The sequence below is a fragment of the Thiocapsa sp. C2-2m genome (assembly GCF_041903745.1).
GTDB lineage: Bacteria > Pseudomonadota > Gammaproteobacteria > Chromatiales > Chromatiaceae > Thiocapsa > Thiocapsa roseilacustris.
The window spans coordinates 49059-75022 of record NZ_JBBWVD010000032.1 but is presented as its reverse complement, the minus strand read 5'-3'; the positions used below and the strand labels follow the sequence as shown (position 1 = coordinate 75022).

The following is a 25964-nucleotide window of genomic DNA, read 5'->3' as shown; positions in this document are numbered from 1 at the left end:
GACAGAGCCCCGAGCCCCGAACCCCTAAACCGCCGACGGCGCCTGCTTGACCCCCGCACGACCGCTGAACAGCTCGAGATCGGACCGAACGAGCGCCCAACATGGCGTGCCGAGCTCCTCCTTTGGCCCGATCACCTCAACCTTCAGGAAGAGATCGGGCTCCTCCAGATAGACGCAGAGCCGCAGCTCGATCGGCCGATCGTCTGCAGTGTGTGCGGCGTACAGCTCCAGGGTCAGATCGAAGGCGTTGCTCGACAGACGCGGCCGTCCGGTCTCGACGCGGACGAGTCCGCAATTCGGCTCGGCACAACGGCGGCGCAAGGCAAAGCCTAACTCCCGATCGCAGAAGACGCAGAGTGCGCGCTCGACCTCGGCGAGGCGACGCTGCGCCTCTCTGAGGCGATGAGGGTAGGGGACCTCGTCGCGGATCTCGTCGCGCAGCACGCGTCTGAGCCGATCGAACGCCTTCGGCAGTGTTCCGCTGTGAAACCCACGGCGGAGCATCCCGCGCATGGTCTCGCCGTGGCTGCCAATCACGGCCGGCTCGATCGGCGTGCTCGTCAGATCCGATCGACGCACCGCCTCGATCCGGGTGGGGTCATGTCCGACCGGGTTCGCGCTCGCGTGATTGGCTGCATAGATTCTCCGATTCTCTTTGAGCTCCCAAACCAGGAAACCGGCTAGGCCCGGCAACAAGAGGATGGTTAGGGTCACGAAGGGGTATGCAATCAGCTTCGGCAGGAAGGGCTCCGTCAGTGCAACCAACAGCCCGGTGAGCGCCGGCAGGAAGGGCAACATCAGCTTGTGCGCGATGGTAACCAACGGGAAATGCTTGATCGGATTGATTTGCGGTTCCACCAGCACGGTCACGTAAAACTGGATCACGGCCTCGGTGAAATTCCAAATCGGAGCAAACAAGGACTTGACGACAAGTGCGAGCCGCGACTCTCCGAGCTGATGGCTCAGCAGCTCCTCGATCCGATGCAGCCCCTGCTCGAAGCGACGCGTCACCTCCTTGAAGAAATGGAGCAGCTCGCGAACCAGCCCGATGACCAGGGTCTGGTTCAGTCGACGCAGCATCTGCCATGCCGTACTCGCGAGATTGTCGAGCAAGCGTCGACCCGCCGGCGTGTTGCGCGCGAGCGTGCCGATCGCAAAGGCCGGGATCAGCAAGGATAGACCGTAATCGATCTCCACCTCGTCGACCAGCAGACCAATTCCCACGAACGGGAGCACCACCAGCAAGCCGATGAACAGCGGCTGGACGAGGTTACGATCCAGTCCGCGGATGATGCTCATCGACAGGAGTCTTGCGACGGGCGTCCAGCGCAGCAGCCTGCGCACCCCGTCGAACAGCAGCAAACGGACCGTCCAAGAGAGGACGCGCCAGATCGTCTTGGCGATCGCACGCCCGACGTGGGTGTAGGCGAACGCATTGATCAACAGGGCGAGCAGCAGCACGAGCCAGAAGGGTGCCAAATGGACCGAGCTCCCCTCCGGCGCGATCAGGCCGGCCAGGATGTCGAGCGTCTTGAGTCCCAGGAAGGCGAGGCCGGTCGGCAGGATGAGATGGCGCAGGATCAACCGCCCCCGCGGCGTGCCGAACAAGGGTGCGCCGAGCTGCTGTAGCCCTTTGACGTAGAATTCGCCCGGCTTGTAAACGCCGGGCAGCGTCCTGGCGGCGATTCGATCGAAATGCGCCAAGCGGTCGCCGTGGCGAATCTCCTCGAGGGTCGGGTCGGGCAAGCGCAGGATGTTGCGTGCGACGATATCGCGCACGTCGGTGAACTTCAGATGCCGGCGGTGCTGGATGACGTCGAGCAGCTCCTCGCGCATCTTGTGGGCCGCGACCCGCTCGCGATGGTTGGTCGGGTTGAAGCCGGCCTCCTCGAGAGAAGCGCGAAGGTGGGGTCTGAGCTGGCCGGCGAGTCGGGTGGAAAGCTGCTCGGAGAGTCGCTTCAAGGGAACCGAGAACCGCTCGACCTCGCGGGTAGGCCACTCGATCTGCTCGAGCCGGATCGATGCGATCTCGAGCGCTCGCAGCGCTTTGAGCTGTGCCTGAAAGGGCAGGATCTGTCGAAGCTGGACCTTGCCGCCGCTCGTTGCCCATTTGAAGGGGCGCAGGCGGTAGTAAGTCGTACGGCTCTCTAGCAAAGCGCGTTCCAGGTTGCGAAGAATCAAATAAGCCGAGCGTGCCGAGCCGGAGCGCATCACCTCTTCGCCCAGGAGCGCCGTCAAGGCCGCCAACTCGCTTGCCGTGCCCGGGCTCAGCTTCGAGTTGGCAGCGATGAGTGCCGCCAAGGCGCTCTCGGCGGCAGCGGCACGTTGGGCGAGGATCCCGTGGACGGCGTCGCGGGCATTCGAGCAGGGTACGCCCATGCCGGTGAAGCGTCGCCGGGCCAAGGACAGGTTGACGAGTGCGGCGGCATAATGATCATCGAGCTCGGCGCGCTGTGCCTTGCGCACGGCATCGGCGAACAAGGCCAGATGCAGATCCAGCCGGATCCCGCGGGATCCTGCGGTGGATCCTCGACGGCTCAGCAGCGTCGGGATGGCCAGCAGTCCGTCCAGAAGCGGGCCGAGCGGTGTAATGACGATGTCCCGGAGCGCCGTTCGCCAGTCCCGACGCCCTAGTTGAGAGGCTTCGTGCAGGACCGCGCGACAGCGTGTCTCGATCTCGTCGACGGGGGACGCGAGCGTCGCATCGGCGGCGTTCGGCATTGCGGGCTCATCCGGGAAGCGCGGCGCTTCGTGGCTCTCCTGGGCGGCGATCGCGCGCGCGAAATCCGGGTCCGAGTCACCGTAGGGCAGGCCCGACGGGAGAAGCGGCAGATACTCGGGCACGCCGCAGCGGTGATCCGGGCGGGTATGTTCAAGCAAACGCGGCAGCCGCCCTCCCTGCAACGATCCAGGGAGGTCCAGCCCACTCTCGAGGAGCCACAGATCGAGCGCATGCCAGTCGCGGATTGTCGGAAAGAAGAAACCGCGGGCGCCCGGTGAGAAATAGCGCAACCGGGCGATCAGGGCGACGAAGCTGCGGCAAATAAAGGCGTCGCCGATACCCGTGGGGGCGACCCCGTCGCGCGTCATAATTTCGCGCACCTCGGCCAAGGCCAGCGGGCCGATCCGGCGGCTCAGACCGATCGGGCCGAACGAATCCCCATCGAGATTGTCGTCCCGGGCGGTCTGCCAAGCGCGTGCGACCTCCGCCTCGAAACGCCGCGCCCAATAGTCGCGCAGCAGCCTCGTAAAGCCGACGCGGTCGAGTCGCTGCTCGGGCGGGATGGGCAGGAGGATGACATAGTCGGGCAGGTTGAGCCCCTCGATGACCGCCAGCGCTTCCGGATTCTCCGATTCAAGGCCCGTCAGAAAGGCCGTGGAGGGCATCAGGTAATAGGCGAGCTCGGGGATCGAGATGTCTCGCGCCGCGGCCGCCAGATGGTCCGTGATCAGGCGTTCCATGGCCCTGGGGTGGAACAGGAAGACGCCTTCGGCCGGTTTGAGGACGCGCCCGCGGAAGAGCTTCGCGGTGGTCTCGGCGTTGGCGGAGGGAGTGAGGTCAGACACGGGGCTCGCGATGCTGAGTCGAAGGGGTCGGCATGTTGGGGCGCGCGCGGTCTGCCGGCACGGCGATGGACCCGGCTCGGCCCCCGCACCCTATCGTAATTCCATTAGCTGGAATAAGGAAACCGAACGATCCGCTGCCCCGAGCCCTGATGGCGTCTTCGCGGCTCGGTGCAGCAGGGGTGACTAGGCTCTAGCCGGCGTTGGCCCATCGTTCTCGAGGATGCCGGTTTCCCCTTCGCTCTTGGCGATGATGACGGCACCGCAGGAATCGCTGAAGACGTTGACCGAGGTGCGCATCATGTCGAGGATTCGATCGACCGCCAGGATCAGGCCGATCCCTTCCAACGGCAGGCCGACCGCGGTCAGGATGATGGCGATGGCGACAAGGCTGGCGGCCGGGATGCCGGCGACACCGATCGAGGTCAGAAGTGCGAGGATCACGATCAGGATCTGGGTCGAGAATCCCAATTCGATCCCGTACGCCTGGGCGATGAACATGACGGCGACGCATTCATAGAGCGCTGTCCCATCCATGTTCACGGTCGCACCCAAGGGCAGCACGAAGCTCGAGGTCCGATTCGAGACCCCGGCGTTCTTCTCGACACATTCCATGGTGATCGGAAGCGTTGCGGAGGAGGATGCGGTCGAGAAGGCCGTCAGCAAGGCGGCGCCCATGGCGCGATAGTGACGGCTTGGCTTCACCCCGCCGATGAACAAGAGCAGCAACGGCAGGGTGACGAAGAAATGGATGCCGAGCGCGATCACGACGCTGAGGAAGAAGAGCGCGAGCGGTCCGAATGCCTCCAAGCCGGTGTCAGTGACCGTTTTGGCGACCAGTGCGAAGACCCCGATGGGCGCGAAGCGCATCACCAGCTCGGTGATCTTCATCATCACCTCGAAGACGCCGTTCCAGAAGTCGAGCTGTGTTTGCGCATAATTGCCGTTCAGGCGGGTGATGAAGAAGCCGTAGAGCAGGCTGAAGAAGATCAGTCCGAGCATCTGCCCCGCTGCCGCTGCCGCAACGACGTTGGTCGGCACCATGCGCAGAAAGATCTCGACGATGTCGGTGGCGCCCTTGTCGGCGAACTGGGCCTCGAGATCGTCCTTGCTGGCCGACAGCCCGAAGACCTCCTCGGCCGAGCCTTCCACGACACCGGGCTGAATGATGTTGACGACGAGCAATCCCACCAGGATGGCAAACAGGCTCGTCATCGCGTAGTAGCCGATCGTCTTGCCCCCGAGACGCCCGAGATTGCTCGAGTCGCCGATTCCGGCGACCCCGACGATGATCGAAGACACGATCAGGGGTACAATCAACATCTTCAGGGCATTGAGGAAAAGCTCGCCCAGAAAGGCGAAGATCCCGTACAGGGTGACCCCGAAGAGTCCGGTTTCGCGCTCGATCAGCAACCCGATGACGATCGCCAGCACAAGGGCGATCAGGATCTGCCAGTGGAGCTTCATTTTGAGAACCGACATCGACGTCTCCGAATGGCTCTGAGGTGGTCTGTCGCGGGTCGCCGCGCCTGTGACCGCCGGATCTCGCATCCGCGCGGAAGAGCTCGGCGATCTCTATTCGCCGAAGGTCGAGCCGGCTCGGCGTGCTCGAGGGGCTTTCGGACAACTGCGGATACGGGCGCATCTTATGCCGTACGCCGTGCCGAGACCAGACCGTCACAGCACACAGAGAGCGAACATCGTCAGCCATGCACTATCGCGTCTTCTACTTATTCGAGCGTTCCGGGGAGTCGGTCTCGTCCGCGAGTGGACTGGAGGTAAGCAGCCGTGAGATTCGCGAGCAACTGCTGCCTCGCCTGCGCCATGCCGACGACTATATCGGGATCATCGATCACGCCGACAACACCCTGCAGATCCTTCGCGAGGTGGGGTCCATCCGTTATTGGGTCGAGCTGCCGATCGATGCGGCCAGGGCATCTTACGGTCGGCACATGGATTTCGACGAGGTGGATCAACTCATTCGGGAGCTGCCGTCGGTCTTCGATCGCGAAGCCATTCCCGGACTTGAATACCGCCCTTGGTGAGCACTAATGGATGAATCGACTCGCAACCTTCAATCCGTTTCGGCTCGTCCCGAAACGACCGATCCACTCAAGAACACGACCGGCTTCGTCTATCTTCTGCAGGCCCTGTCGTTCGTCTTGGGCGTGACCTCCGTCATCGGCGTCGTTGTCAACTATCTGCGCCTCGCCAAGGTGCGGGGTACCTGGCTGGAATCCCATTTTGTCTGGCAGATCCGAACCTTTTGGTTTCAGCTCCTCTGGGGCCTCGTCGGTATGGTCACCAGCGTTTTTTTGATCGGTTTTCTGATCTGGGGAATTGTCTACTTTTGGACGCTCTATCGCGTGGTCAAGGGGTGGCTGAATCTCGCGGAGGAGCGGCCGATGTATGCGGACTGAACCGCGTCTCGGGAGAATCCTGCACTTTTGTCGCGTGCTGTCGGCTCCGCGTCCGCCAATTGGCGTCAAAGTTCCATATCGTAGGTTGTGCTGACGATAGGAGGCACCACTTGCGCCGACGGTTGGTTGTGCCTCGCACGGCTCGGCACAACCTACGCCTACGCCATTGGTATAAGGGTTCCCGGAATTCGCCTAACCATCGCGTGAATCTAGGCTTTCACCGCTCCGATCCGCGAAGCGGCCGCGCCTATGGCAAGGCCCGTTGAGGTGGTTCAGCGCACCGCCATGATCAGCAGCACGACCAGCGCGACGACCGCCCCGAGCGGCAGGATCGCCGCCTGCCAGTCCCCCTTTCCAGCCTTTGGTCCGTTCTCCTGCCAGTGTTTGTAGGCTGGCCAGAGATAAAACAACATCAAGATAAGCACCGCCGCAGCGGCAATCTTCAGTGCAAGCTCCATGGAATCGTCTCCTTGCCCCGAGCGGGGTCGTGTCGGGGCCTCAAACAAAAACCCCGGCACTCGGCCGGGGTTCGTACCCTGCAAGGGCCTAATCAGTCGTCGCCCATGATCCCGAGGATTTGGAGCAGGCTGATGAAGATGTTGAAGATGGCGAGGTAGATCCCGTAGGTCGCCATGATGTAGTTGGTCTCTTCGCCCCGTGCGATCCGGCTGGTATCGAACAGGATGAAGCCGCTCATCAACAGGATAATGGCCGAGGAGATCGCCAGCGAGAGCGCCGGCATCTGGAGGAACAGGTTCGCCACGATCGCCAGGATCACGACCATCATGCCGGCGAAGATGAATCCGCCCATAAAGCTGAAGTCACGCTTGCTGGTCAGGGCGTAGCCGGACAGCCCCAGGAAGATCGCCGCGGTTCCACCGAACGCCAAGCCGACGGTCTGCGGGCCGTTCGGAAGGGCGAGATACATGGACAAGATCGAGCCCAGGCCGAACCCGAGCAGACCGGTGATCAGGAAGATGACACCGATGCCCTTCGATGAGTTGGCCGTGCGCGGAAGCACGAAGATACCCATCAGCATCGCGACGATCACGGAGACGAGGTACATCCAGCTCGGCACGGCGAGGGCGATCGACACCATCGCGGTGACGGCGCTGAAGCCCAGCGTAGCGGCGAGCAGCAGATAGGTGTTTTTGAGCACCTTGTTGGTCGAGATGACCGACTGTGAGCTGCGGGGAATGGAAAAATCAGTGTTGGCCATTGGTGTGGTCACTCCGGTTAAGAGATGTTCAAGCTGCCGAGTCAGACTCGGCAAAAAGATCCGAGTTCCTCAAGCATACCGGATGGCGTCGCTCGCGCAAGCGTCAAGACGGTTGGGTCCGCCGTGGACATGCGGTATCCTTGTAGGGCGTCCGTTGAGAGCGCGATACGCAGCAACGCTGCGGGATTGCGTCGGGCAGTCGATTCGGAGAGGTGGCTGAGCGGTCGAAAGCGGCGGTCTTGAAAACCGTTGAGGGTTCATCCCCTCCGTGGGTTCGAATCCCACCCTCTCCGCCATGTTATTCAAGTGGTTACCATTCTTTAGCGTCTTCTTCGACCGGTTTCGCCTCTGTCCGTCCCGGAACCCCATCGCCCCGAGACTCCGTGCCCCGGCGTGACTGCGGGGCGGTTTCCCGATCAGTATCCGGCGCGGCACCGCGTGAAGCCTCGATATATTCGATCAATTCGGGCTAAAAACCGAAGCCCGAGTGCTGCGCTCAAACGACGCCGATGTTCCGATCGAGATTCCCGGTTGCTGCTTTGTGCCTGCGTTCAGCGCTGATCGTCGAGTCCCGTCAGGGACCAAAGTCGGTCGATCTGCGCACGCAGCTCCGCGACCTCGGCCTCCAGGGCCTCGATGCGGGTGCTGCGGGTTGGCTCGCCGCTCGACGCCTGTGCGGACTCCGGCATGTCCTCGAGCTTGGGTCGACCGCAGAGCAGGTGCGCATAGCGCTCCTCGCGCTTGCCGCTCTGGCGCGGCAGCTCGACGACGAGCGGGCGGTCGCGCTCGGCCATGCCGTGCAGCGTCCCGGTGACCTGCTCGAGATCCTTGAAGTCGGCCAGGCGTGCGGTATTGGTCCGCAGCTCGCCGGTCGTCTGGGGGCCGCGCAGCATCAGGGCACACAGCAGCGCATGCTCTTCTCGGCTCAGCAGGAAGGTGCCGACGATCTTGTGGTCGTAGCGCTCGGTGCGCCCCGAAAGACTGGCGTAGATGAGGCCGCGGTCGCGCAATTGGTTGACGACGTGACCGACCTCGCCGGGGGTCATGTTCATGACGGGATGGCGGGCGCTCTTCTGATTGCAGGCGCTGACGAGGCTGTTGAGGGTCAAGGGGTATTGATCGGGCGTGGTGCGCTGCTTCTCCATGAGGCAGCCGAGGACGCGTGCTTCCGCCGGGGACAGCATGGCATCGGAGGTGTCGGGGTCGTGCTCGATCGTCATGGTAGGCGGTTCTCCGGTGGTCGGTTGACGGACCCGGCGGCCGGGGCCTCGGGCGATTCGCCGATGCGTTGCTCGGCCCAGTCCAGGACGACGCGCACGCGATCGTTCAGGAGCCTATGAGCCTCTGCTTCGGTGACCCAGCGAAACTCCTGATGTTCGGGAAACCCCAGCTCCGGGTTGATCCCAAGGGCGACATCGCCGCGCGGTGACTCCGCCAGATAATAACGCGCCACCTTGCCGCGACCGTAGGGAGACGTTTCCACGAAAGAGGTTCCCCATCGGAAATCCAGGTCGAGCAGCCCCGTTTCTTCGGTGACCTCGCGCCGTGCCGTGTCCAAGGGATCCTCCCCGTGTTTGGTCTCGCCCTTGGGGAAATCCCAATAGCTGAAACAACGCAGGATCAGGAAACGCATCTCCAATCCGAAGCGACGGACGGGGACGACGCCGGCGGAGAGGATCTGTCGGCGTTTCACTCAGCGCAATGGACTGTTGCAGGTTTGCTGGCGAGTGATGGAGACGCCGTGCCTTGAGTGGCTGTTGCGCGGCAGGGTTTCGTTCGGGTCGGACCGCAGCGCGTTGGCTGCGCGTCGGATGCGGGTGAGGATCGCGTCCCGACCGTTCGCACCGAAACGGCTCGCCAACTCGGCCGGGCCGTGGAGCTGGCGGGCGGCTGCGACCAAGAGCGCAGCGTCGTCGCCCGCGATGCGTCCGGCTCGCAGACGGGATCCGAGTCGGCGCCGAGTGAGCTCGGCCAAGAGCGGGAGGGTGGCGTCCAGGGAGCGATGGCCGTCGATGAAGCCGCTCAGCTCACGATCGTCGATCGCGTCGCGGCATGGAACCCCGGGCGTTGCGGGCTCGGTGCGGATCGCGGCGACGAGCGCCACGACGGTGACGGCGTCGAGTGTGCGCAGCGGACCGGCCAGCAGCACAGGGAGCCGAGATTCCAGGCGAGCCTCGGCCGCTGCTGTAAAGTACCAGCCGCGCGCGTCGAGACGATGCAGTACGACGAGCGCGTGCTCGCCGCTCGAGGCATTCCGGCTGGTACCCATCTGTGCCGGGCGAAAGCCGCAGCGGTCCCAAAAGCGGATCAATGCGGGCGTCGCGCCGAAGCTGGCGCCGAGCAGGGCGACGCCCTCGGCGCGACCGTCGCGCGCGAGCCGGCGCAGCAGTCTGCGCCCGAGACCGTGGCGTGCGAGCGCCGGATGGACGGCGATGCGGATCACGCGCAGGTAGCGCAGGGCAGGGGCCTCGGCGAGTCCGGCATGCGTCGACAGGGTTTGCGGGAGCAGGTGGCCGCGCGGACGGCGGCGGCCCGTGAAGATCGCCTCGCACAAGGCGGGATCGGTGAAACCGCCTTCCTCTGCGGCGAGGAGGGTGGCGACAACGTGATCGCGCCATCGCAACGCGTAGATGCGGACATTCGGGCCGTCCAGGAGCATGCGCAGGTCCATCGGCCGGGTCTGGTAATGGGCCATGACGAGCAGACCGAAGAGCTCGCGCAGGGTCTTCTCGTCTTGGACCAAGGCGTCGCGGTCGAGGCGCTCGCAGCGCATACCGGCGGGATTGGCTTTGCTCAGTGCCTCGGCCTTAGCGGGGGCGGCGTCGAGCAGCAGGGCTCTGAAAGTCAGGGCTTCGAGCGGATCCCCGGGTGCCCAGCGGATCGGTGTGTCGAGCGAGATCTCTCGCCAGTTCGGGGTAAGACGGTCCAGCGTGTCGCGAAAGCGCACGTCGAAGCCGCGTCCCGTGCCCTCGTAGCCGTGGACCGTGGTCGCGAAGACGACGCGCGGGTAGCGGGCGAGGAGGGCCTCGAGGATGGGTGCGGGAATGCCGGCGGCCTCGTCGATCAGGAGCAGATCGGCCGCCGGTGTTTGCGCGGCGAGATCGGCGGGGGAGAAGAATGCGAGTGATGCCGATGCACGGCCGTACCCGGATCGGTCTGCCGCATGAGGCGTCATCTTGTCCGGTGTCGTCCGGGTCTCCGCATCCGGGGCCGAGGCCCGAGCATGATCGGCCAGCACGGCGTCGGCGTGCTTGAAGAGCGCGTCGGCCGCCGAGCGTCTCGGTGCGGTCACTAGGATGTGGAGCGGGCGTTCGCGCAGAAGTCGGCCGGCGGCAAGGCCCAGCGCGGCACTCTTGCCGCGTCCGCGGTGCGCTCTCATGACGAGCGGGCGGCGTGCACGGCCATGCGCGACCCCGAGGATGGCCGCGATCGCCTGATCCTGGTCCGACGTGGCGGGTTCGGCAGGGTCCGGGTCGCTCGCTTCGGTGGTCCGGTCGCGGTCGTTCGGCTCCGGCCTGACGCACGCGCAGTCCGGGACGCACCTCAGCGCGGTCGAGATGCCCCCTGCATCACCTTGTGCAAGGTGGATCAGACCCGGGTCGGACCCGAGAAGCCTCGCGAGCCGGCGCAGGAAGCGGCTGCCGACCGATGCTGCCGGATTCGGCCAAACGGCGATGCGCTCGGCCTGCGGGTCGGTCACGTCCGGCCAATCGGCAAGCGGCGGGGTCAGCAGCAGCAGGAGCCCGCCTCCGCGAATCGCCCCGGTCGCGGCGCCGAAACCATCCGGATCGAAACCGCTATGGGCGTCGTAGACCAAGAGATCGAGATTGCTGCCGAGCAGTCGATCCGCGGCTCGCAGCGGCAGGGCGCCGTCGGCCAGGGGTCGCTCGGTCAGCCAGGTCGGAACCTGGTCCGGAAGCGCGGCGACGACACGCCATGCACGGGTTGCAGTCCAGTCCGCATCGCCGCTCAGCAGCAGGGTTGCGCGATGACCGGTGGCTTGCGCCTGTCGCTGCAGTGTCAGGGCGAGGGTTTCGAGGGTGTCGTCATGGAGCGGCACGCGTGCGTCTTCAGTCATAGGAACACAGAGGCGGGTAGGGGCAAGGTCTTTACTATGGCATCGAGATCGACCCCGCGCACGTTGCGGTCGCCTGCCGGCGGATCGCGTCGAAATGGCTGGCCTGCCAGCCGGATGCCGCCCCTTCTTTGACCTTTGACCTTTGACCTTTCGCCTTTGACCTAAACCGATGTCCGGCGCCGGCATCGGTCAGTCGCCCAGGGGCCCGGTCACCGGCACGAAACGCACCGGCAGGAGGTCGCGTCGGCGCAGGCTGCCGTCCTCGCCCTTGTCGAAGATTGCGAGCTGCTGAACGCCGTGCGTTTCGCCGATCGGCATCACCAGACGTCCACCGGGTTTGAGTTGAGCGATCAGCTGGTCCGGAATAACGGGCGCGGCGGCGGTCAGGATGATGCCGTCGAACGGAGCGGCCTCGGGCCAGCCGAGCCAACCGTCTCCGGCCCGGACCTGGACCTGCGGATAGCCGGCGGCCCCCAGGTTCGCGACGGCGCGCTCGGCCAACTCCGGAACGATCTCGACCGAATAGACCTCGACACCCATGTCGGCCAGCACGGCAGCCTGATACCCGGACCCGGTGCCCAGCTCGAAGACCCGGTCGCCGGGGCCGACATCGAGTAGCTGGCTCATGATGGCGACGATGTAGGGCTGGGAGATGGTCTGACCGCCGCCGATCGGCAGGGGGTGATTGGCATAGGCCAAGGCGCGTTGGGCGTTCGGCACAAAGGCGTGGCGAGGCACCCGGAGCATGGCCTCGGCGACCCGAGGATCGAGCCGTGCGAAACCCAGCTCGGGGGCGGTCATGCGGACCTCGGCCTCGATCTTCTCGACGAGTCGTTGACGTTCCGCGGTCATGTCCTGTTCCGATGCGCAGGCGTTGACCGTCGCGACCAGGCAGAGTCCGACGGCAAGGAGTAACCCGTCGAGTGGACGGAAAGAGGCTCGGCGCTCGGTCATTTGAACAGATCCTCCGCGGAACGTTTCAGCGACTCCGGGTCGGTCGCCCCGCTCGGCGTCTCGCCGGGTTGCAGCGAGGGCGATCGCAGCAGGGGCTGGAACCAGTCGCAGAAGTTGGCCCGATCCTTCGCAATGACGCGATCCACCATCGGCTCCCGACACTCGTTGGGTCGTCCGGGCGCGTAGTGACGACAATTGCGACAGCAATGGGTCGGTTTGTCGCAACCGGGGCAGCGCAGCTCGCGCCCGTAATCCAGCTTAGTCAGTCCCTGTCCGCAATTCCAGCAGTGTCCTCTGATCTCCTCGCCCATGATGTGCCTCGGCCAGCCGGTGTCCCGAAGGATGCATTCGGATCTTCGATCAGCTCGTACCGCGCCCGTTCGAGGGCCTCTTCGACATACTCCGTGAGCATGCTTGCGTCCCATCTCAAAGTAGCCGCGATCGGATGAGTGTCGACCGAGCAGTAGAAGGCGTCAAGAACCTGGATTCAGCAACTCAGCCGCCCGGTCGACAGGGTCTTCAATTTGTCAATGCATCAAGATTTCGATCTGCAGACGCTGGTTGTGATCGGCGTCCGGGACGAGGCGTCGGACGCGCGCGCTCAAGCGCCGCTGCCGCGCCAGCAGTCGGGCGACGACCAGATTCTCGCCACGCGGGAGATAGCCCAGCATGTGGCCCTGCCAGTGGATGGCCACCGCGTCGCCGTCGTACGGGTTGTCGCGTTCGGCGCTCAGGGTCAAGGGTGAGCCGGCCCGCAGCGCCGGCAGGAGAGTCGGCGCCTCGTGGTGCCGGAATCCGGCGAGGCGGCTGCGCTGGATGACGAGATAACGGCCGATGATCGCCTCGTCGAGAGAGGGCTCGGGGACGTTCGTTTCAAATCGCTGCCGATGGGACATCGCGGTCGCCTCATGGATCCGGATAGCCTGATCCTACACGGGTGGGTGGCTCAAAAGGTGAGCCACCCAAGCGATTTTTTCGGGACTCAGGAGAATCTCAGGCAGTCGACTCAAAGAATCAATGCGACGACCGCGCCGGTCATCAGCGTCGCCATGGTCCCGGCGAGAATCGACTTCAGCCCGAGCGCGACGATCTCGTCGCGGCGTTCCGGCGCCATGGCCCCGAGGCCGCCGATCATGATCCCGAGGCTCCCGAGATTGGCGAAACCGCAGAGTGCGTAGGTCATGATCAGCCGGCTGCGGTCGCTGAGCTCTGCACTCGGGGTGCCGGCCAGCTCGATGTAGGCGATCAACTCGTTGAGGATGGTCTTGACGCCCATCAGTGAGCCGGCGACCTGCGCCTCGGACCAGGGGATGCCGATCAACCAGACGACCGGCGCCATGGCCCAGCCGAGAATGCGCTGGGCGGTCAAAGGCTCGCCGGCCAAGGCCGGCAACAGGCCCAGGATTTGGTTGGCGAGGCTCACCAGCGCGATCATGACGATCAACATCGCCAGGATGTTGAGCCAGAGCGGGATGGCGTCGAGGGTGCCGCGGGTGATGGCGTCCATGCTGCTGCGCGACTCGCTCGGGACGGCGACGATCGCCCGGTCCGCCTCGTCCGCGTGCTCCGGCGCCAGAATGCCGGCGATCATCAAGGCCGCCGGTGCGCTGATCAGGGAGGCGGTGAGGATGTGTCCCATCGCATCCGGAACGGTGTCGGCGAGGATCCCGGCGTAGAGCACCATGACGGTCCCGGCGACCGTGGCCATGCCGCAGGTCATGAGTGCGAAGAGCGCCGAGCGCGACAGTCCGGCCAGGTAGGGCCGAATCAAGAGGGGCGCCTCGGTCATGCCGACGAAGACGTTCGCCGCCGCCCCGAGCCCCAGCGCCCCACCGGTCCCCATGGTCCGTTGCAACAACCAGGCGAAGCCGCGCACCAGCAGAGGCAGCACCCGCCAATGGAAAAGCAGAGCGGAGAGTGCACTCATGACCAAAATCAGCGGGAGCGCCTGGAAGGCGAGCACGAAGCTGTTCTGCGGATAACGCGTCTCGAAGGGCGCTGCGCCACCGCCGAGAAAGCCGAAGACCAGCTCGGTGCCGGCGTGGGTGGCGCGTTGTACCGCCAGCACCAGGTCGGTCAGCGCCAGAAAGCTGGCTTGGGCGATCGGCAGCTTCAGCAGCAGGAGCGCGAGGGCGATCTGGAGCGCCAGTCCGGCGACGACCAGGCGAGGTCGGACCGCGTGAGGACGTTCGCTCAAGAGCCAGGCGAGGCCGACGATGACGACCAGTCCGAGCAGGGGCTGCAATGTGCTCGACATCGGCGGGCCGGATCAGTGTTGCGAGGGCGAGGGCTCATGGCGGGTCAGCTCTGCGAAGAGCTGTTTGGCGTCCACCGCGTCGAAGGCGTAGTTGCGGTTGCAGAACTCGCAGGTGACGCTGACCGCGCCTTCCTCGGCGAGGATGTCGTCCACCTCGGCCGGTCCGAGGAGCCTGAGCGTCTCCTCGATCCGGGTGCGCGAGCAGCCGCACCGAAAGGCGATCGGCTCGGGCTCGAATAGACGGATCGACTCCTCGTTGAAGAGCCGATACAGCAGATCGCCGGTGGATCGTCCGGTCAGCTCCTCGCGGGTGAGCGTGTCGGCGAGGATGCCGATCCGGGCCCAATCTTCGTCGCTCAAACCCTCGCCGGGGAGGCGCTGCAACAGCAGTCCGGCGGCGCGGTTCTCTCCGGCCGTGAGCCAGAGGCGCGTCGGGAGCTGCTCGGAGTCGACGAAATAACGCTCGATCGCCGCGGAGAGATCCGCCCCTTCCAGCGGCACGATCCCCTGATAAGGCTCGGCGCCGCGCCGCTCGATGGTCAAGGCCAGATGGCCCTGCCCGAAACGCGCCGCCAGTGTTCCGTCGGCAGGCACCTCGCCTTCCCAACGGGCAAGCCCGCGGACCTTGTGCTCGTGGGTCGCCTGAGCAACCAGGGTGCGGATGGGTCCTCTGCCTTGTGCCTGCAGGATCAGGGAGCCCTCGAACTTGATCGTCGAGGCGAGCAGCGTCACGGCGGCCAGTGACTCCCCGAGCGGATCGCGAACCGCTTCCGGGTAGGGGTGCGCACCCAGGACGGCACGCCAGGTCGCATCCAAATGGACCAGGTTGCCACGAATCCCGATGTTCTCGAAGGTAAAGCGGTAAAGACGATCCGAGTCGCTCATCCGTTACTCCAAGGGGCTGACTGTTGCCCTGTTACATCTTGTTGCAATTTGTCATCGATCGCGTCGTTTGTCCGATCCGCAGCATCGGATTCTCTTGAACACCCTGGTCGCGCTTGATGTGTCTTTTAGTTTCAATCTGTTACATGTATCGCGCACATCGGCTTCCGGCGTCCGACGCGGCTCGACGAGCCTTGCATGTAATTAAGTAAAGGCTAATATTATGGTCAACGTTGTAGCTAAAAGGAAACAATCATGATGCCTCTTATCTTAAGTCTGATCACGGCAACCCTCTTCTTGACCTTGGCCGGCGCGACCTACGGAGCCGAAGCGCTCGTGACCGACGCCTGGATCCCGATGGTGTTCTTGGGGCTGCTCGGGTCCGGGATTACCGTCTATATCCTGGGAGAGCAGGCGAAGCAGTGACCGTCATGACATCGATCGAAACCCGGTGCGCCCCGGCGCACCGGCGCTCGACCCGCTCAGCCTTGACCTGACTCCCGCAGGAACTCCTTGACAGCTTCGGCGAGGTCACGCTCTCCCGCAAGAACGGCAGGCTCGAAGCCTCGCCTCCAATAGGGCATCAACAGACGTGCCTGTCGCCATTCCTCGAACAGGATGCGCGCCATGGGTCCACCCTCGTCGATGAAGCCCGAATCGCGAAAATCTCGCTCCGCGCGAGCACGGTCGTAGTCGAACCGCACGATCTCCCAGGTCCATTGCCCCCGACGCTCTTCGAGCAAGGCGTAGCTGCCGCGCGTGTCGCCGTCGAACGGCGAGCCGACCGAGCCGACGTTCAGGATGGGGGTGCCGTCCAGCTCGCGGTGCAGGGGGCGGTGGGTGTGTGCCGTCACGAACAGGGCGACGTCCATCGGGAGGTTGCCGCGGATCTCTTCGTCCGAAACGCCGGCCGAGATCCCGAAGCGGTTTCCGGCCATGGTCCCGTGCGTGACGTGCACCCAGCTGGAATCGCTCTCGCCGTGGAAACAGAGATGGTCCGGCCAGCCTTCGAGTGCAGCGATACGCTCGCGAACCTGCTCGTAGGTCCAGTCGGCGAAGCGCCGCATCTGCCCCTCAAGCTCGGTGCGAGGCGGCTCCTGAGCGCAGCGCAGGATCCAAGCCTCGTGATTGCCCTTCACCGGTAACCAGCCACGTGTCCTTCGCAGCTCGTCGAACAGCTCGACACAGGCAAGGCTGCTCGGCCCGCGGTTGACCAGGTCCCCGTCCATCACGACCAGATCCGGACCCCAGTCGAGGATCCGCTCGACCGCAACCTCCATCGCCGGCAGGTTGGCTTGAACGTCGGAAAAGATCGCAACCTTCATAAACCGTGTCTCATTTTAAACCGCGTCCGGTTGAACCGCGTCCGGCGCAGTATTATGAAGTCTTGATTGGTCAGCCATTTGGCATCCCTCTGAGATGTTGGCGTCGACGCGGGTTAAGTGGTTAATCTGTAATAATTTTCAAATACATAACATTTCGATGATTCAAGATTCCTGAACCGCGTCCAGCTCCATACGCCGATCATGACCACCAACCGCATCAGCCCCGCGAACCTCTGCATATCGCGCCGGACGGACGCGGTTCAGCAGGCGACCTCGCCGATGTGCTTGCGTACGGACTCGAGCTTTCCCTCCATGCGTCCGGTCTGCCCCGGCCGGATGTCGAGCTTGGCTGCGGCATAGACGCGCTCGCAGCCCAAGGCGTCTAAGATCGCGTAAGCGCGCTCGATCAATCCGAGCGCCTCGGGCAGGGTGTCGGTCTCGACGACGGTGCCCATCGGCGAGAGTCGGTAGTCGTGACCGCTGTCGCGGATCATGGCGATGACGGGGGCGACGTAGCCGCTGACGCCGGCACCTCGGTCCACCGGGAAGATACTGAGATCAAGCAGAACGGACATGATGAAACCTTGGGAATTCGCCTGGCCCGGCCGATGGCCGAGGCATGGAAGCAGACCGAGGATTGCCCTGCGGCGGACCTGAACTATAGACTGAAGACCATTAGACGCCCTGCATCAGCCGGGAACAAGTCGACCATAAAGGATTAGCAATGGCCACCCAGACCGATACCGAAATCCCGAGCGATGCCGCCGAGCCGGATTGGGAAACCCCCTTGTCGCTGACATTGACCCCGTCCCTCCTCATCCACTCCCTAATGGGGACGGCCAGCGCGGTCCACACCGGCTGGACCAGTTGCGTCGACGACTCGCTGGTGCTCTCCGACCTAGTCTCGATGGAGGATCGCGCCGGCAACTATATCCGACTCGCCGAGCAGGAGTTCGTCGAGGACGATCAGCCCGGCACGGTCTGGCATGACTGGACGCTCGAGGTACGCATCGGCACCGTGCTGACGACAGGGCACTGGCAGTTCCCGGTCACCGCACACCCTTCCGAGTGGGAGTGGAACGCACGCGAGGCAGCTCGCGCATTCGAGCGCGCCTGTCTCTTGGTCGGGCGCCGGGTGCGCCGCATCATGGCCGTGGAGGATCCCGCACCGACCGATGCGGTCCCGCGTGCGAGTCGGCATTAGTCGGAAGTGCCTTGGGCTCAGACGCCGTGGCGAGACGGCTTGCGTAGACCCTCGCGATCGTCCAGAGTGATCGGGCAGGCGGGGCACCCTGCCGCGCCGCGCTCCAAGGAGAGAGGCATGAAGATCAGTGTCGATGTCGAGATGACGCCGGAAGAGATGCGCAAGCTGTTCGGCCTGCCGGATGTCGAAGCCTTTCAGCGCCAGTTGATGGACGACATCCGCGAGCGCATGGTCTCAGGTACCGAAGGTTACGACCCGATCAAGCTGTTCCAGCCCTACGTGACCGGGACCATGGCCTCGTGGGACATGTTCCAGAAAATGCTCACGAATGCGACGAGCATGTCCTCGGGCGGAACGGGCTCGGGCAGCGACAGCTCGGACGCCGAGTCCACGCCGCGACGAAAATAGTACGTCGACAATGCGGAGGAGATGACGAATGGTTCATCGGTTGCTGATCCTCGGCTGCAGGACTATGCGCGAAGGGGTGGTCGTTTCCGCGATCTTTTTCGTCGCGGCCCTGTTGCTCTTCCTGGCCGTGCGCTTTGTCCTGCCCGACCTGGCCTACCTTCAGCAGATTGTCTTGTTCTTCGCGCTCGTGCTCATCATCCTTGCGCCGGTCGTGCTGGTGTCGACCTTTCTCCTGTCGGTGATCCCGGGTGCTCGGGAGAAGCTCGACAAGTGCGAGCATTAAACCGCGCCCGGCGGGGTATGCGCTGTTTTTGGATGGGATCGGCCTCGGCAGACTTGACGGCCGTTGGAGTCGGCGCGGTTTAAGATGTTAAAAAATAGATTATTTTGAACCGCACCAACGCTCGGGTCGGGGCGACTGAAGTCAACTGCGAGCCATGCGCAGTCGGGGGTGCTGATACGGGGAAATCGCCTCATCCGGCTGCGGCATCGATCACGATCGGCGACATCAGCGGCTCGCCGTCCAGCCAAGGCCGTCCATCTGCGCCCAATCGCAGGCGCCCTTGCGCGAACCAGCCGACCGCCCGCGGGTAAATGCCGTGCTCCTGCTTGAGCACGCGTCCGGCCAGTGTTGCGGCATCCTCGCCCGGATGGATCGCCAGTCGAGCCTGAATGATGACGGGTCCGCCGTCGAGCTCGGCCGTGACGAAATGGACGCTGGCGCCATGCTCGTGCTCCTCGGCATCCAGCGCGCGCTGATGGGTCTGAAGCCCCCGGAATTTGGGTAGGAGCGAGGGATGGATGTTGAGCATCCGCCCGGAATAGTGGTCGACGAAAGAGGGCGTGAGGATGCGCATGAATCCGGCCAGGACGACCAAGCCGGGCGCGTAGCGATCGATCAGGGCACGCAGCTCCGCCTCGTAGGGCTCGCGCCCCGCGTATTCGCGATGGTCCAATACCTCGGCCGGGATGCCGGCGCGCCGGGCCCGTTCCAGGCCGAAGGCATCCGCGCGGTTGCTGATGACGGCGACGATCTCGAAGGGCCGGCCCTTTGCCGCTTCGTCCATCAATGCCTGCAGGTTGCTGCCGCTGCCCGAGATCAGGGCGACGACGCGCAGACGTCCGTCATCAGGCATGCGCGACCTCGCCGACATAGTGTACCGACGAGGGTCCTTGACCCGCCTCGACCTGTCCGATCACCCGTGCGACCTCGCCGCCGGCGCGCAGCAGCTCGAGCGCCTGGTCCAAATCGCCCGCAGCGACGACAACCACCATCCCGATCCCGCAGTTGAAGGTCCGCAGCATCTCGGCATTGTCGATGCCGCCTTTGCTCTGGAGCCAGTCGAAGACCGGCGGGCGGGTCCAGCTCGCGAGGTCCAAGACGGCGCGGGTGTCGTCCGGCAGCACCCGCGGCAGGTTTTCGGTCAATCCGCCGCCCGTGATGTGGGCGAGGGCGTGCACTCTGATGGCGCGGGTCAAGGGTAGAACGGACCTGACATAGATGCGGGTCGGTGCCAGCAGTCGCTCGCCGAGGCTGACGCCGTCCAGATCCTCTCCAAGATCCGCACCGCTGACCTCGATGACCTTGCGGATCAGCGAGTAGCCGTTGGAGTGGGGTCCCGAGGAGGCGAGCCCGATCAGCAGGTCGCCCGGTCGGACCCGATCCGGGACGATGAGATCCGCCTTCTCCGCGATCCCGACACAGAAGCCAGCGAGGTCGTAGTCGCCCGGACGATAGATGCCCGGCATCTCCGCTGTCTCGCCGCCGGTCAAGGCGCAGCCGGCGAGCTCGCAGCCGCGTGCGATGCCCGCGATGACGGATGCGGCGACCTCGACATCGAGCTGTCCGGTGGCGTAATAGTCGAGAAAGAACAGGGGCTCGGCGCCGCTGACCAGGATGTCGTTTGCGCACATGGCGACCAGGTCGATGCCGATGCTGTCGTGCCGACCCAGGTCGATCGCGAGCTTGAGCTTGGTGCCCACGCCGTCCGTGCCAGAGACCAGCACCGGTTGCCGATACTCGGCGAGCGGGAGCTCGAAGAGCGCCCCGAATCCGCCCAGGCCGGTGATGACGCCGGGTCGAGCGGTGGCGGCGGCGAGCGGCTTGATGCGCTCGACCAACCGGGCGCCGGCGTCGATGTCGACACCGGCGTCGCGATAACTGAGGGATGGCGATGAGGGCGGGGCGGAATCCTGCGTCACACTTTGGCTCCAAGGGACGGGTCTGACCGGCTATTCTAACTCAGTGAGGTCAGCGACCGGCTCTGCCGGGGGTGATTTAACGACGTCTTAGGTGCCGCCAGGGGGGCGCTCGAGATCTTTCTCTCCGGTCTGCGCCAGCGCCTGCACAAGCGCGGCGTGCAGATGCTGCTGACCAAGCCCGGCTGCGTCGATACCCCCATGACCGCCGAATTTAAGGAGGGTTCGCTCTGGGCGAGCCCCGAGCGGGTGGCGCGCGACATCGTCCGGGCAATGGAGAAAGGTCGCTCGGTGATCTACACCCCTTGGTACTGGCGTTGGATCATGCTGATCATTCGCCGAATCCCGGAGCGGATCTTCGTGCGGCTGCGGTTCTGATCGGAAGTGCCGATGAGGGTTGTCGTGTCTCAGGCGGCTTGCTTTGTCTTCTCCGTCAGACGCAGTGGTAACGTACGGCATCTGTTTGCTCTCCTTGTCGGTGAAGATCTCTCGGCGGAAGGCCGTTTCCAGGGTTCCTGGCAATTGGATCATCCAATCGATGACGCGGAACAGCTTCAAGATGGTCTTGCGCGCGTAGCCGCGATTGGCCGAGGCACCAGTCGATGCCGGCGTGGATGCGTGGAAAGAGCAGCGCGAGGAACTCGGGGAAGTAGCCCTCCAGCGACTCTTTCCCGGGGCTGTCGTGGTCGCTGCGCGGGGTGGGCTCGGCGGTGTCGGTCATGCGGGGCTCCTGTGACGGACGATGGTCGGAATTTAGCGGGGATGGTCCGCGCAGGCGTAGGTTGTGCCGAGCCGTGCGAGGCACAACCAAACGTCGGCGCAAGTTGTGCCTCCTATCGTCAGCACAACCTACGGGTATGGAAGTTTGCGGAAATCGCCTTAGTTTGCGGTCGTGCTTGGGGTCGGCGCGGTCTTTTCGTTGGGGCGTCGCCGAGCGCAGGTTCCATAAGTTGCAGCAGTTGCCTGGGGCAGCGGAGCGATGTCCGGGAAGACGGGCGACATTGGCGAGTCCCACCAGCCGCGCGGCACGGTCGGTATCGGTCTTGGACAGACGCCGGAGACCGGACTAGCATCAACCGGACAGGCATCAAGGTTTGGTGCCGCCCCGGCGACCGGAGTGTGTGCGTGCAGCTCAGGGATCTTCCAAACATCATCAGCGTCCTGCGACTCGTCGCGGTCGTGCCTGTCATGTATCTGCTTCTCCGCCAGGAGTATGGATGGGCCTTGGTCCTGTTCGCCGCGGCGGGCGCGTCGGACGGCCTGGACGGTTATCTGGCGAAACGCTACGACTGGCGCACGCGTTTGGGCGGGATCTTGGATCCGCTCGCCGACAAGGCATTGCTGGTCGCGTGTTTTCTGATCTTGGGTTGGCAGGGGCTGGTCCCGGTCTGGCTCGTGATCGCCGTCATCCTGCGGGATCTGGTGATCGTCACGGGGGCGGTCGTCTACAACTACCGCGTCGAGGCGGTCGAGGCCGCGCCCCTGCCGATCAGCAAGCTCAATACGGTGCTCCAGATTGTGCTGGTGGTGATGGTCATCACGGCTGCGGGCCCGTTCGAGCTGCCCGAAGATCTGATCGAGACGATGATCTGGGCCTGTTTCGCAACCGTCGTCGTCAGCGGCGCGCAGTACGTTTGGATCTGGGGCCGCAAGGCTCGGCAGCGCGGTTGGCGGGGGCATTGATCCTTCGGCAGTGGCGCGTGCCGTGGATTTGTCGTTGTCGTAATCGTAATCGGATTCCGGACGACCACGACAGCAACAGCAACAGCAACAGCGACAACGACAACGACAACGAGTAGAGCCTTCGACCACTTTTCCTGGTTACGGCTCTGCCGTTAAACCGCGCCCAGCGCGGTATGCGATGTTTTTGGATTGGATCGGCCCCGGCAGACTTGACAACCGTTGGAGTCGGCACGGTTTAAGATATTAAGATATTAAAAAATATAAAATTTTAAACCGCGTCCCCGCTTAGGAGCATGGATGCATCAAACATCGAGCTCACTCGAAAGTGAGCATCTCGCTCTGGACGCGGTTTAGATCCTTTTCCGGAAATCAGCTTTAGGGAGGCTTGGTTGGCACCATCACTGCGAGTCGCACGGGTCGACATCGGCGGCTATCGACTGCCGACCGAGGAGCTTGCCGGGCTCGACGATCTGCATCGCGAGCTTCAGACCCTCATCCGCCGGCATCTGCCGGGGGTCGCCGCATCGGTCTTGGCCTTGCCCGTGCCCTGCGCCGACGGCAAGACGGTCGACTGGTACAGTGATCTGCCGGGCCAGCCGACGCGGCTGACGGCCTTGCCCGCCGTGCGTCGCGTCGCGATGAAGGCCAAGCTCGAGGAGCGTCTGGATGCCTTGCGCCGGCTCTCCGATGCGCTGCCGACGCGGGTGAAGGGCTCGGAGTCCATCGCCGCCCTCCTGCGCGCCGCGACCCGGTATCCGGACGACTCCCATGTTTATGTTATCGGCGACGAGCCCGTGCTTACACTCTGGGGGTTCGTACTGGTCGAGGAGCGCGGGCACGGGCGTTCGCGCGGACTTGCTCTTGCCTCGGCCGCCGCGCCCGAGCCGCCTGTGCGGCGTCGTGTTCGCCGGGGTTGGGCGCTCGCGGTTGTGCTGATCCTAGGGGCCGCTCTTGCGGGCGGCGGCTGGCTCTGGCTCGACCGGCGCGAGGCTGACTCGCTCTCGGCCGAGCTGCAAGACGCGCTCGATGTGGCCTGTGCCGGGCCGGATCGCCTCGGAGCACTTGCGTTGCGGATCGACCGGGTCGATCCGCAGCGCAAAAGTTACGCCGATCTGCGCGAGCGAATCGCTACCGAGCAGGCCCGCTGTGCCGCGGCCGAGTCGTTCGATCACGAGGTGATTGCCGCCGACTGGGATTGCACGCGGCTCGTCGAGATTCGTCAGGGTCTGGCCGGGTCGGATGGCGAGCCGCCGACGCCCGGACCCGATCTCGATCGCGAGCCCTTTGCCGGCAGTGTCGCGCGGCTCGACGAGCGCATCGGTGTCTGCGAGACCTCGGCGCAGGCGGCGTCCGAGCTGGAGCGTCGGCTCGGCAACTGCACGGCGCTGGCGGAGCTGGGCGTTGCCGTCGGTCTGCCTGAGTCGGAGCCGGCGTCCGAGGACGCACCCGACGAGACGCCTTGGCGACCGGTCTACGAGCGACTGGATCGTGAGCTTGCTCGCTGCGCCGAGGCCGATCGGCTCGTGGTCGCGTTGGATGCGGCACTGGAGGCGGGCGACGGGGGGTGTTCGGCGCTGCCGAAGCTCGATCGCGAGTCGGCGGGGCTCGATAGCACCCGCGCGCCGCTCGCGGCGCTGCGGGAGCGACTCGACTCCGAGTTGGCCCGCTGCGCCCGTGCTCAAACGTATCGTCAGAAGCTGGTGGATGCTCAAATGGACTGTGCCGCCTTGCGGACGCTCGATCGGGAACTGACCGCCGAAGACGCCGAGCGCGAGCCCCTACGTGCGATCCGCGGTCGGCTCGACGAGGCGCTGTTGCGCTGCGACACCTTGGAGAAGCTGGAAACGTCCGTCGGCGAGGAGCTCAAACAACCATGATTGGACCTTTACTGCGCACCGGAACACTCACCGACTATCACCCGGTCGGCGCAGTCGGCCACCCGGTATATCTCGCCGCGGCCCAATTGCGCGCCGCCTTGGCGCGTCGGCTCGGCCAGGAACTCGCCGACAGCTTCGCTATCCCGCAGCGCAACGAGGACGGCGATACACTGGATTGGTACGCCCCGCGCCCCGGCCTAGTCGTGCCCTGGAGTGCCGCGAGCCCCGAGGAGCGGCGCTCGGCCCAGAGTCAGCTCTTGGAGAGTCGCACCCGGATCGACGAGCTGACGCGTACCATGCAGGCCGATCCCGACCCCGAGCGTCAGGTCTTCGCCCGGCTGCTCGCCCATGTCTTCAGCTTTCCGGACGAGGACCACGTCTATCTGGTCGATGGCCGCCCGGTCGTGAGCTTCTGGGGCTTTGTCCGCGATCGCGAGGCGGTCGGCTCGGACCCCTTGGTGAATCTAGGGCGGTTCGCCGCCCCGCCGACGGACTGGTCGCTCGACCTGACGGACGAGCCTCGGCAGGACGGGAGTCCAGAGCCGGTGTCTCGCCGCGGTCTTCCCTGGTGGATCTGGTTTCCGCTTCTGCTGCTCGCGCTGGTGCTGCTGCTTCTCTTCCTGTTGCGCGGCTGCGTGCCCGACGCTTCGACGCCCTTCGCCGAGTGGGCCCCGGAATGGGTCCCGGACTGGGTTGCGGAGGAGCTCGCGCCGATCCTCTCGGAGCCGCCCGCCGCGGATCCGCTCTTGGTCGACCCCTCGATTCGGGACGAGTCGGTCATTCGCGATGTGACGATCGATTCCGGACAGGTCCGGGATCGGACACTCTTCGACAGCGACCTTCGCAGCGACCGAACGACCGACACCAGCGCCATCTCGGTGACGGACGAGGATGTCGCAGTCGACGAGACGAGGGTTTCGGGGAGCGAGTCGACAAGCGTGACGGACGAGACCGATAGCCTGTCCGAAGGGGCTTCGGTCTTGGACGAGACGATCGGAACGGATGCAGGGGAGGGGGTCGAGGAGCAGCCTGTGCTTCTCGACGAGGAGCTCGATCCGGATGCGTCCGAGACCACGCCGATCGAGGGCGAGATTGCGGGCGCAGATGCCGAGCTGCCTTTGACCGACTTGCTCGGGAGCGACCTGCCCCCGGACGAACCGGCCTCGATCGATCCAGCCGCAGTCGATCCCGATGCGGATACCGGCATCGTCGATCCTACTGCCGACCCCACGCTGTCTGATCCGACCGCGACGGATGCCGACGCGGCACCGCAGGAGGGACAGGCGGCCGATGACGGGGCCGGCGAGACGCCTCCGGTGCCGGACACCTCGGACGCCGCCTCGCCCGAGGACGGCACCGAGCCGCCGACGGGGGAGGGCGATGCGATCCCGACGACGCCCGGTCTAACCGGCTCGACCGCGGACGAAGCCGAAGGCGCGCCCGGCGCGGTTCCGGGCACCCCACCGGCCAAGGGGACCGCGGCCGGACCGAGCTCCACGCCCGGCGCGTCCAAACCGGGCGCGACGTCACAGGCGCTCGGCGGCCTGACCAGCGGCTGGCGCACCGCCACCTCCCTGCAAGACCCCAAGACCGGTCTGCCCATCCAGATGGAATACCGCACCAAAGAGGGTCAGGGCCAATTGCGACTCAAGCGCCACGACGGCAGTATCTGCCAGAGCGGCGCCTCGGCATCCGTGAAGGGCGAGCGCCTGGTGATCGACAGCAGCGGGGATATCCGCTGCGCCGACGGCACCAACTTCGGCCGGCCGAGCGTCGAGTGCGCGTCGGGCAAGGACGGCAAACCCGAGTGCGTCGGCCGTTATCCCGGTGGTGGTACCTTCTCGCTCGACGTCCAGGGTGCGACCGGCGAATGAGCGGATGGGCCGGGGTTGCG

Annotated in this window: 27 protein-coding genes and 1 tRNA gene; 11 read left to right on the top strand and 17 right to left on the bottom strand. The window is 64.9% G+C overall.

All coding sequences use genetic code 11. The annotated features are described in order from the left end of the window. Positions 1–24 precede the first annotated feature (24 nt). Positions 25–3567, bottom strand: coding sequence for a sulfite exporter TauE/SafE family protein (locus tag AADX97_RS21840; RefSeq protein WP_374236136.1), 3543 nt, complete (start codon positions 3565–3567; stop codon positions 25–27). A gap of 183 nt (positions 3568–3750) precedes the next feature. After that, a complete protein-coding gene (locus tag AADX97_RS21835; protein WP_374236135.1) occupies positions 3751–5046 on the bottom strand; it encodes a dicarboxylate/amino acid:cation symporter in 1296 nt (431 codons plus the stop codon). A 227-nt stretch (positions 5047–5273) separates the two neighbouring features. Here AADX97_RS21835 and AADX97_RS21830 point away from each other — a divergent pair, with 227 nt between their 5' ends. After that, positions 5274–5609, top strand: a complete 336-nt coding sequence (locus AADX97_RS21830; RefSeq protein WP_374236134.1) for a hypothetical protein — start codon at positions 5274–5276, stop codon at positions 5607–5609. Positions 5610–5615: 6 nt separating this feature from the next. Next, entirely contained in the window at positions 5616–5984 is a 369-nt protein-coding gene (locus tag AADX97_RS21825) for a DUF4870 family protein (RefSeq protein WP_374236133.1), read from the top strand. 272 nt (positions 5985–6256) lie between these two features. On the opposite strand, the gene AADX97_RS21820 is transcribed toward AADX97_RS21825, so the two are convergent. Together AADX97_RS21820 and AADX97_RS21815 are read right to left on the bottom strand one after the other, a co-directional pair. Then, positions 6257–6442 carry a hypothetical protein gene (locus AADX97_RS21820; protein WP_374236132.1) on the bottom strand — a complete coding sequence of 62 codons (186 nt, stop codon included), beginning with the start codon at positions 6440–6442 and terminating at the stop codon, positions 6257–6259. 92 nt (positions 6443–6534) lie between these two features. Then, positions 6535–7203 (bottom strand): Bax inhibitor-1/YccA family protein, encoded by a 669-nt coding sequence (locus tag AADX97_RS21815; protein WP_374236131.1) that lies wholly within the window; start codon positions 7201–7203, stop codon positions 6535–6537. Positions 7204–7409: 206 nt separating this feature from the next. Here AADX97_RS21815 and AADX97_RS21810 point away from each other — a divergent pair. Continuing rightward, positions 7410–7499 (top strand) — tRNA-Ser (locus tag AADX97_RS21810). A 255-nt stretch (positions 7500–7754) separates the two neighbouring features. Here the strand turns inward: AADX97_RS21810 and AADX97_RS21805 are convergent. From AADX97_RS21805 to hslO, 8 genes are all read right to left on the bottom strand, one after another. Further along, positions 7755–8423, bottom strand: a complete 669-nt coding sequence (locus AADX97_RS21805) for a YceH family protein (protein WP_374236130.1) — start codon at positions 8421–8423, stop codon at positions 7755–7757. Next, a complete protein-coding gene (locus AADX97_RS21800) occupies positions 8420–8896 on the bottom strand; it encodes a bis(5'-nucleosyl)-tetraphosphatase (RefSeq protein ID WP_374236129.1) in 477 nt (158 codons plus the stop codon). Before AADX97_RS21800 ends, AADX97_RS21805 begins: the two co-directional genes overlap by 4 nt. Continuing rightward, positions 8897–11281: a tRNA(Met) cytidine acetyltransferase TmcA gene (locus AADX97_RS21795; RefSeq protein WP_374236128.1), complete on the bottom strand. Its 2385-nt coding sequence runs from the start codon at positions 11279–11281 to the stop codon at positions 8897–8899. A 189-nt stretch (positions 11282–11470) separates the two neighbouring features. Then, entirely contained in the window at positions 11471–12235 is a 765-nt protein-coding gene (locus AADX97_RS21790) for a protein-L-isoaspartate(D-aspartate) O-methyltransferase (RefSeq protein ID WP_374236127.1), read from the bottom strand. Then, positions 12232–12546 (bottom strand): hypothetical protein, encoded by a 315-nt coding sequence (locus AADX97_RS21785; RefSeq protein ID WP_374236126.1) that lies wholly within the window; start codon positions 12544–12546, stop codon positions 12232–12234. Before AADX97_RS21785 ends, AADX97_RS21790 begins: the two co-directional genes overlap by 4 nt. 216 nt (positions 12547–12762) lie before the next feature. After that, positions 12763–13131: an HIRAN domain-containing protein gene (locus tag AADX97_RS21780; RefSeq protein ID WP_374236125.1), complete on the bottom strand. Its 369-nt coding sequence runs from the start codon at positions 13129–13131 to the stop codon at positions 12763–12765. A gap of 110 nt (positions 13132–13241) precedes the next feature. Continuing rightward, complete coding sequence (locus AADX97_RS21775) at positions 13242–14492, bottom strand: NupC/NupG family nucleoside CNT transporter (protein ID WP_374236124.1); 1251 nt, start codon at positions 14490–14492, stop codon at positions 13242–13244. A 12-nt stretch (positions 14493–14504) separates the two neighbouring features. Beyond that, positions 14505–15377, bottom strand: a complete 873-nt coding sequence (hslO, locus tag AADX97_RS21770) for an Hsp33 family molecular chaperone HslO (protein WP_374236123.1) — start codon at positions 15375–15377, stop codon at positions 14505–14507. A 252-nt stretch (positions 15378–15629) separates the two neighbouring features. Here hslO and AADX97_RS21765 point away from each other — a divergent pair, with 252 nt between their 5' ends. Further along, positions 15630–15800, top strand: a complete 171-nt coding sequence (locus AADX97_RS21765; protein ID WP_374236122.1) for a hypothetical protein — start codon at positions 15630–15632, stop codon at positions 15798–15800. A gap of 56 nt (positions 15801–15856) precedes the next feature. Here the strand turns inward: AADX97_RS21765 and AADX97_RS21760 are convergent, their stop codons facing one another. After that, positions 15857–16699 (bottom strand): metallophosphoesterase, encoded by an 843-nt coding sequence (locus tag AADX97_RS21760; protein WP_374236121.1) that lies wholly within the window; start codon positions 16697–16699, stop codon positions 15857–15859. Positions 16700–16959: 260 nt separating this feature from the next. Continuing rightward, positions 16960–17274: an MTH1187 family thiamine-binding protein gene (locus tag AADX97_RS21755; protein WP_374236120.1), complete on the bottom strand. Its 315-nt coding sequence runs from the start codon at positions 17272–17274 to the stop codon at positions 16960–16962. Positions 17275–17423: 149 nt separating this feature from the next. On the opposite strand from AADX97_RS21755, the gene AADX97_RS21750 reads away from it, so the two are divergent. From AADX97_RS21750 to AADX97_RS21740, 3 genes are all read left to right on the top strand, one after another. Beyond that, positions 17424–17903: a hypothetical protein gene (locus AADX97_RS21750; RefSeq protein ID WP_374236119.1), complete on the top strand. Its 480-nt coding sequence runs from the start codon at positions 17424–17426 to the stop codon at positions 17901–17903. A gap of 117 nt (positions 17904–18020) precedes the next feature. Then, the gene (locus tag AADX97_RS21745; RefSeq protein WP_374236118.1) at positions 18021–18311 is read left to right on the top strand and encodes a DUF6489 family protein; all 291 of its coding nucleotides are present in this window, start codon (positions 18021–18023) and stop codon (positions 18309–18311) included. Between the two features lie 28 nt (positions 18312–18339). After that, positions 18340–18594, top strand: a complete 255-nt coding sequence (locus tag AADX97_RS21740) for a hypothetical protein (protein ID WP_374236117.1) — start codon at positions 18340–18342, stop codon at positions 18592–18594. A 190-nt stretch (positions 18595–18784) separates the two neighbouring features. Here the strand turns inward: AADX97_RS21740 and purN are convergent, their stop codons facing one another. Beyond that, entirely contained in the window at positions 18785–19447 is a 663-nt protein-coding gene (gene purN / locus AADX97_RS21735) for a phosphoribosylglycinamide formyltransferase (protein ID WP_374236116.1), read from the bottom strand. Beyond that, on the bottom strand, positions 19440–20513 hold the full coding sequence (gene purM / locus AADX97_RS21730) for a phosphoribosylformylglycinamidine cyclo-ligase (RefSeq protein WP_374236115.1): 1074 nt from the start codon (positions 20511–20513) through the stop codon (positions 19440–19442). Before purM ends, purN begins: the two co-directional genes overlap by 8 nt. Positions 20514–20675: 162 nt before the next feature. Here purM and AADX97_RS21725 point away from each other — a divergent pair, with 162 nt between their 5' ends. Beyond that, positions 20676–20888, top strand: coding sequence for a hypothetical protein (locus AADX97_RS21725; RefSeq protein WP_374238747.1), 213 nt, complete (start codon positions 20676–20678; stop codon positions 20886–20888). Between the two features lie 55 nt (positions 20889–20943). Here the strand turns inward: AADX97_RS21725 and AADX97_RS21720 are convergent, their stop codons facing one another. Continuing rightward, a complete protein-coding gene (locus AADX97_RS21720; protein WP_374236113.1) occupies positions 20944–21231 on the bottom strand; it encodes a hypothetical protein in 288 nt (95 codons plus the stop codon). 404 nt (positions 21232–21635) lie between these two features. Here AADX97_RS21720 and AADX97_RS21715 point away from each other — a divergent pair, with 404 nt between their 5' ends. The 3 genes from AADX97_RS21715 to AADX97_RS21705 all read left to right on the top strand — a co-directional run bounded on the left by AADX97_RS21715 (position 21636) and on the right by AADX97_RS21705 (position 25944). Next, positions 21636–22193, top strand: a complete 558-nt coding sequence (locus AADX97_RS21715) for a CDP-alcohol phosphatidyltransferase family protein (RefSeq protein WP_374236112.1) — start codon at positions 21636–21638, stop codon at positions 22191–22193. A gap of 389 nt (positions 22194–22582) precedes the next feature. Continuing rightward, the gene (locus AADX97_RS21710; RefSeq protein ID WP_374236111.1) at positions 22583–24070 is read left to right on the top strand and encodes a hypothetical protein; all 1488 of its coding nucleotides are present in this window, start codon (positions 22583–22585) and stop codon (positions 24068–24070) included. Continuing rightward, positions 24067–25944, top strand: a complete 1878-nt coding sequence (locus AADX97_RS21705; protein ID WP_374236110.1) for an SrfA family protein — start codon at positions 24067–24069, stop codon at positions 25942–25944. Before AADX97_RS21710 ends, AADX97_RS21705 begins: the two co-directional genes overlap by 4 nt. Positions 25945–25964: the final 20 nt, after the last annotated feature.

Bases quoted from the DNA above. Each gene is read 5' to 3' on its own strand.
- AADX97_RS21705 (WP_374236110.1), top strand. From the start codon at position 24,067: ATGATTGGACCTTTACTGCGCACCGGAACACTCACCGACTATCACCCG.
- AADX97_RS21755 (WP_374236120.1), bottom strand. From the start codon at position 17,274: ATGTCCGTTCTGCTTGATCTCAGTATCTTCCCGGTGGACCGAGGTGCC.
- AADX97_RS21760 (WP_374236121.1), bottom strand. From the start codon at position 16,699: ATGAAGGTTGCGATCTTTTCCGACGTTCAAGCCAACCTGCCGGCGATG.
- AADX97_RS21765 (WP_374236122.1), top strand. From the start codon at position 15,630: ATGATGCCTCTTATCTTAAGTCTGATCACGGCAACCCTCTTCTTGACC.
- AADX97_RS21750 (WP_374236119.1), top strand. From the start codon at position 17,424: ATGGCCACCCAGACCGATACCGAAATCCCGAGCGATGCCGCCGAGCCG.
- AADX97_RS21805 (WP_374236130.1), bottom strand. From the start codon at position 8,423: ATGACGATCGAGCACGACCCCGACACCTCCGATGCCATGCTGTCCCCG.
- AADX97_RS21790 (WP_374236127.1), bottom strand. From the start codon at position 12,235: ATGACCGAGCGCCGAGCCTCTTTCCGTCCACTCGACGGGTTACTCCTT.
- hslO (WP_374236123.1), bottom strand. From the start codon at position 15,377: ATGAGCGACTCGGATCGTCTTTACCGCTTTACCTTCGAGAACATCGGG.
- AADX97_RS21740 (WP_374236117.1), top strand. From the start codon at position 18,340: ATGGTTCATCGGTTGCTGATCCTCGGCTGCAGGACTATGCGCGAAGGG.
- AADX97_RS21825 (WP_374236133.1), top strand. From the start codon at position 5,616: ATGGATGAATCGACTCGCAACCTTCAATCCGTTTCGGCTCGTCCCGAA.
- AADX97_RS21725 (WP_374238747.1), top strand. From the start codon at position 20,676: ATGCTGCTGACCAAGCCCGGCTGCGTCGATACCCCCATGACCGCCGAA.
- AADX97_RS21820 (WP_374236132.1), bottom strand. From the start codon at position 6,442: ATGGAGCTTGCACTGAAGATTGCCGCTGCGGCGGTGCTTATCTTGATG.
- AADX97_RS21785 (WP_374236126.1), bottom strand. From the start codon at position 12,546: ATGGGCGAGGAGATCAGAGGACACTGCTGGAATTGCGGACAGGGACTG.
- AADX97_RS21815 (WP_374236131.1), bottom strand. From the start codon at position 7,203: ATGGCCAACACTGATTTTTCCATTCCCCGCAGCTCACAGTCGGTCATC.
- AADX97_RS21835 (WP_374236135.1), bottom strand. From the start codon at position 5,046: ATGTCGGTTCTCAAAATGAAGCTCCACTGGCAGATCCTGATCGCCCTT.
- AADX97_RS21780 (WP_374236125.1), bottom strand. From the start codon at position 13,131: ATGTCCCATCGGCAGCGATTTGAAACGAACGTCCCCGAGCCCTCTCTC.
- purN (WP_374236116.1), bottom strand. From the start codon at position 19,447: ATGCCTGATGACGGACGTCTGCGCGTCGTCGCCCTGATCTCGGGCAGC.
- AADX97_RS21830 (WP_374236134.1), top strand. From the start codon at position 5,274: ATGCACTATCGCGTCTTCTACTTATTCGAGCGTTCCGGGGAGTCGGTC.
- AADX97_RS21720 (WP_374236113.1), bottom strand. From the start codon at position 21,231: ATGACCGACACCGCCGAGCCCACCCCGCGCAGCGACCACGACAGCCCC.
- AADX97_RS21745 (WP_374236118.1), top strand. From the start codon at position 18,021: ATGAAGATCAGTGTCGATGTCGAGATGACGCCGGAAGAGATGCGCAAG.
- AADX97_RS21775 (WP_374236124.1), bottom strand. From the start codon at position 14,492: ATGTCGAGCACATTGCAGCCCCTGCTCGGACTGGTCGTCATCGTCGGC.
- AADX97_RS21795 (WP_374236128.1), bottom strand. From the start codon at position 11,281: ATGACTGAAGACGCACGCGTGCCGCTCCATGACGACACCCTCGAAACC.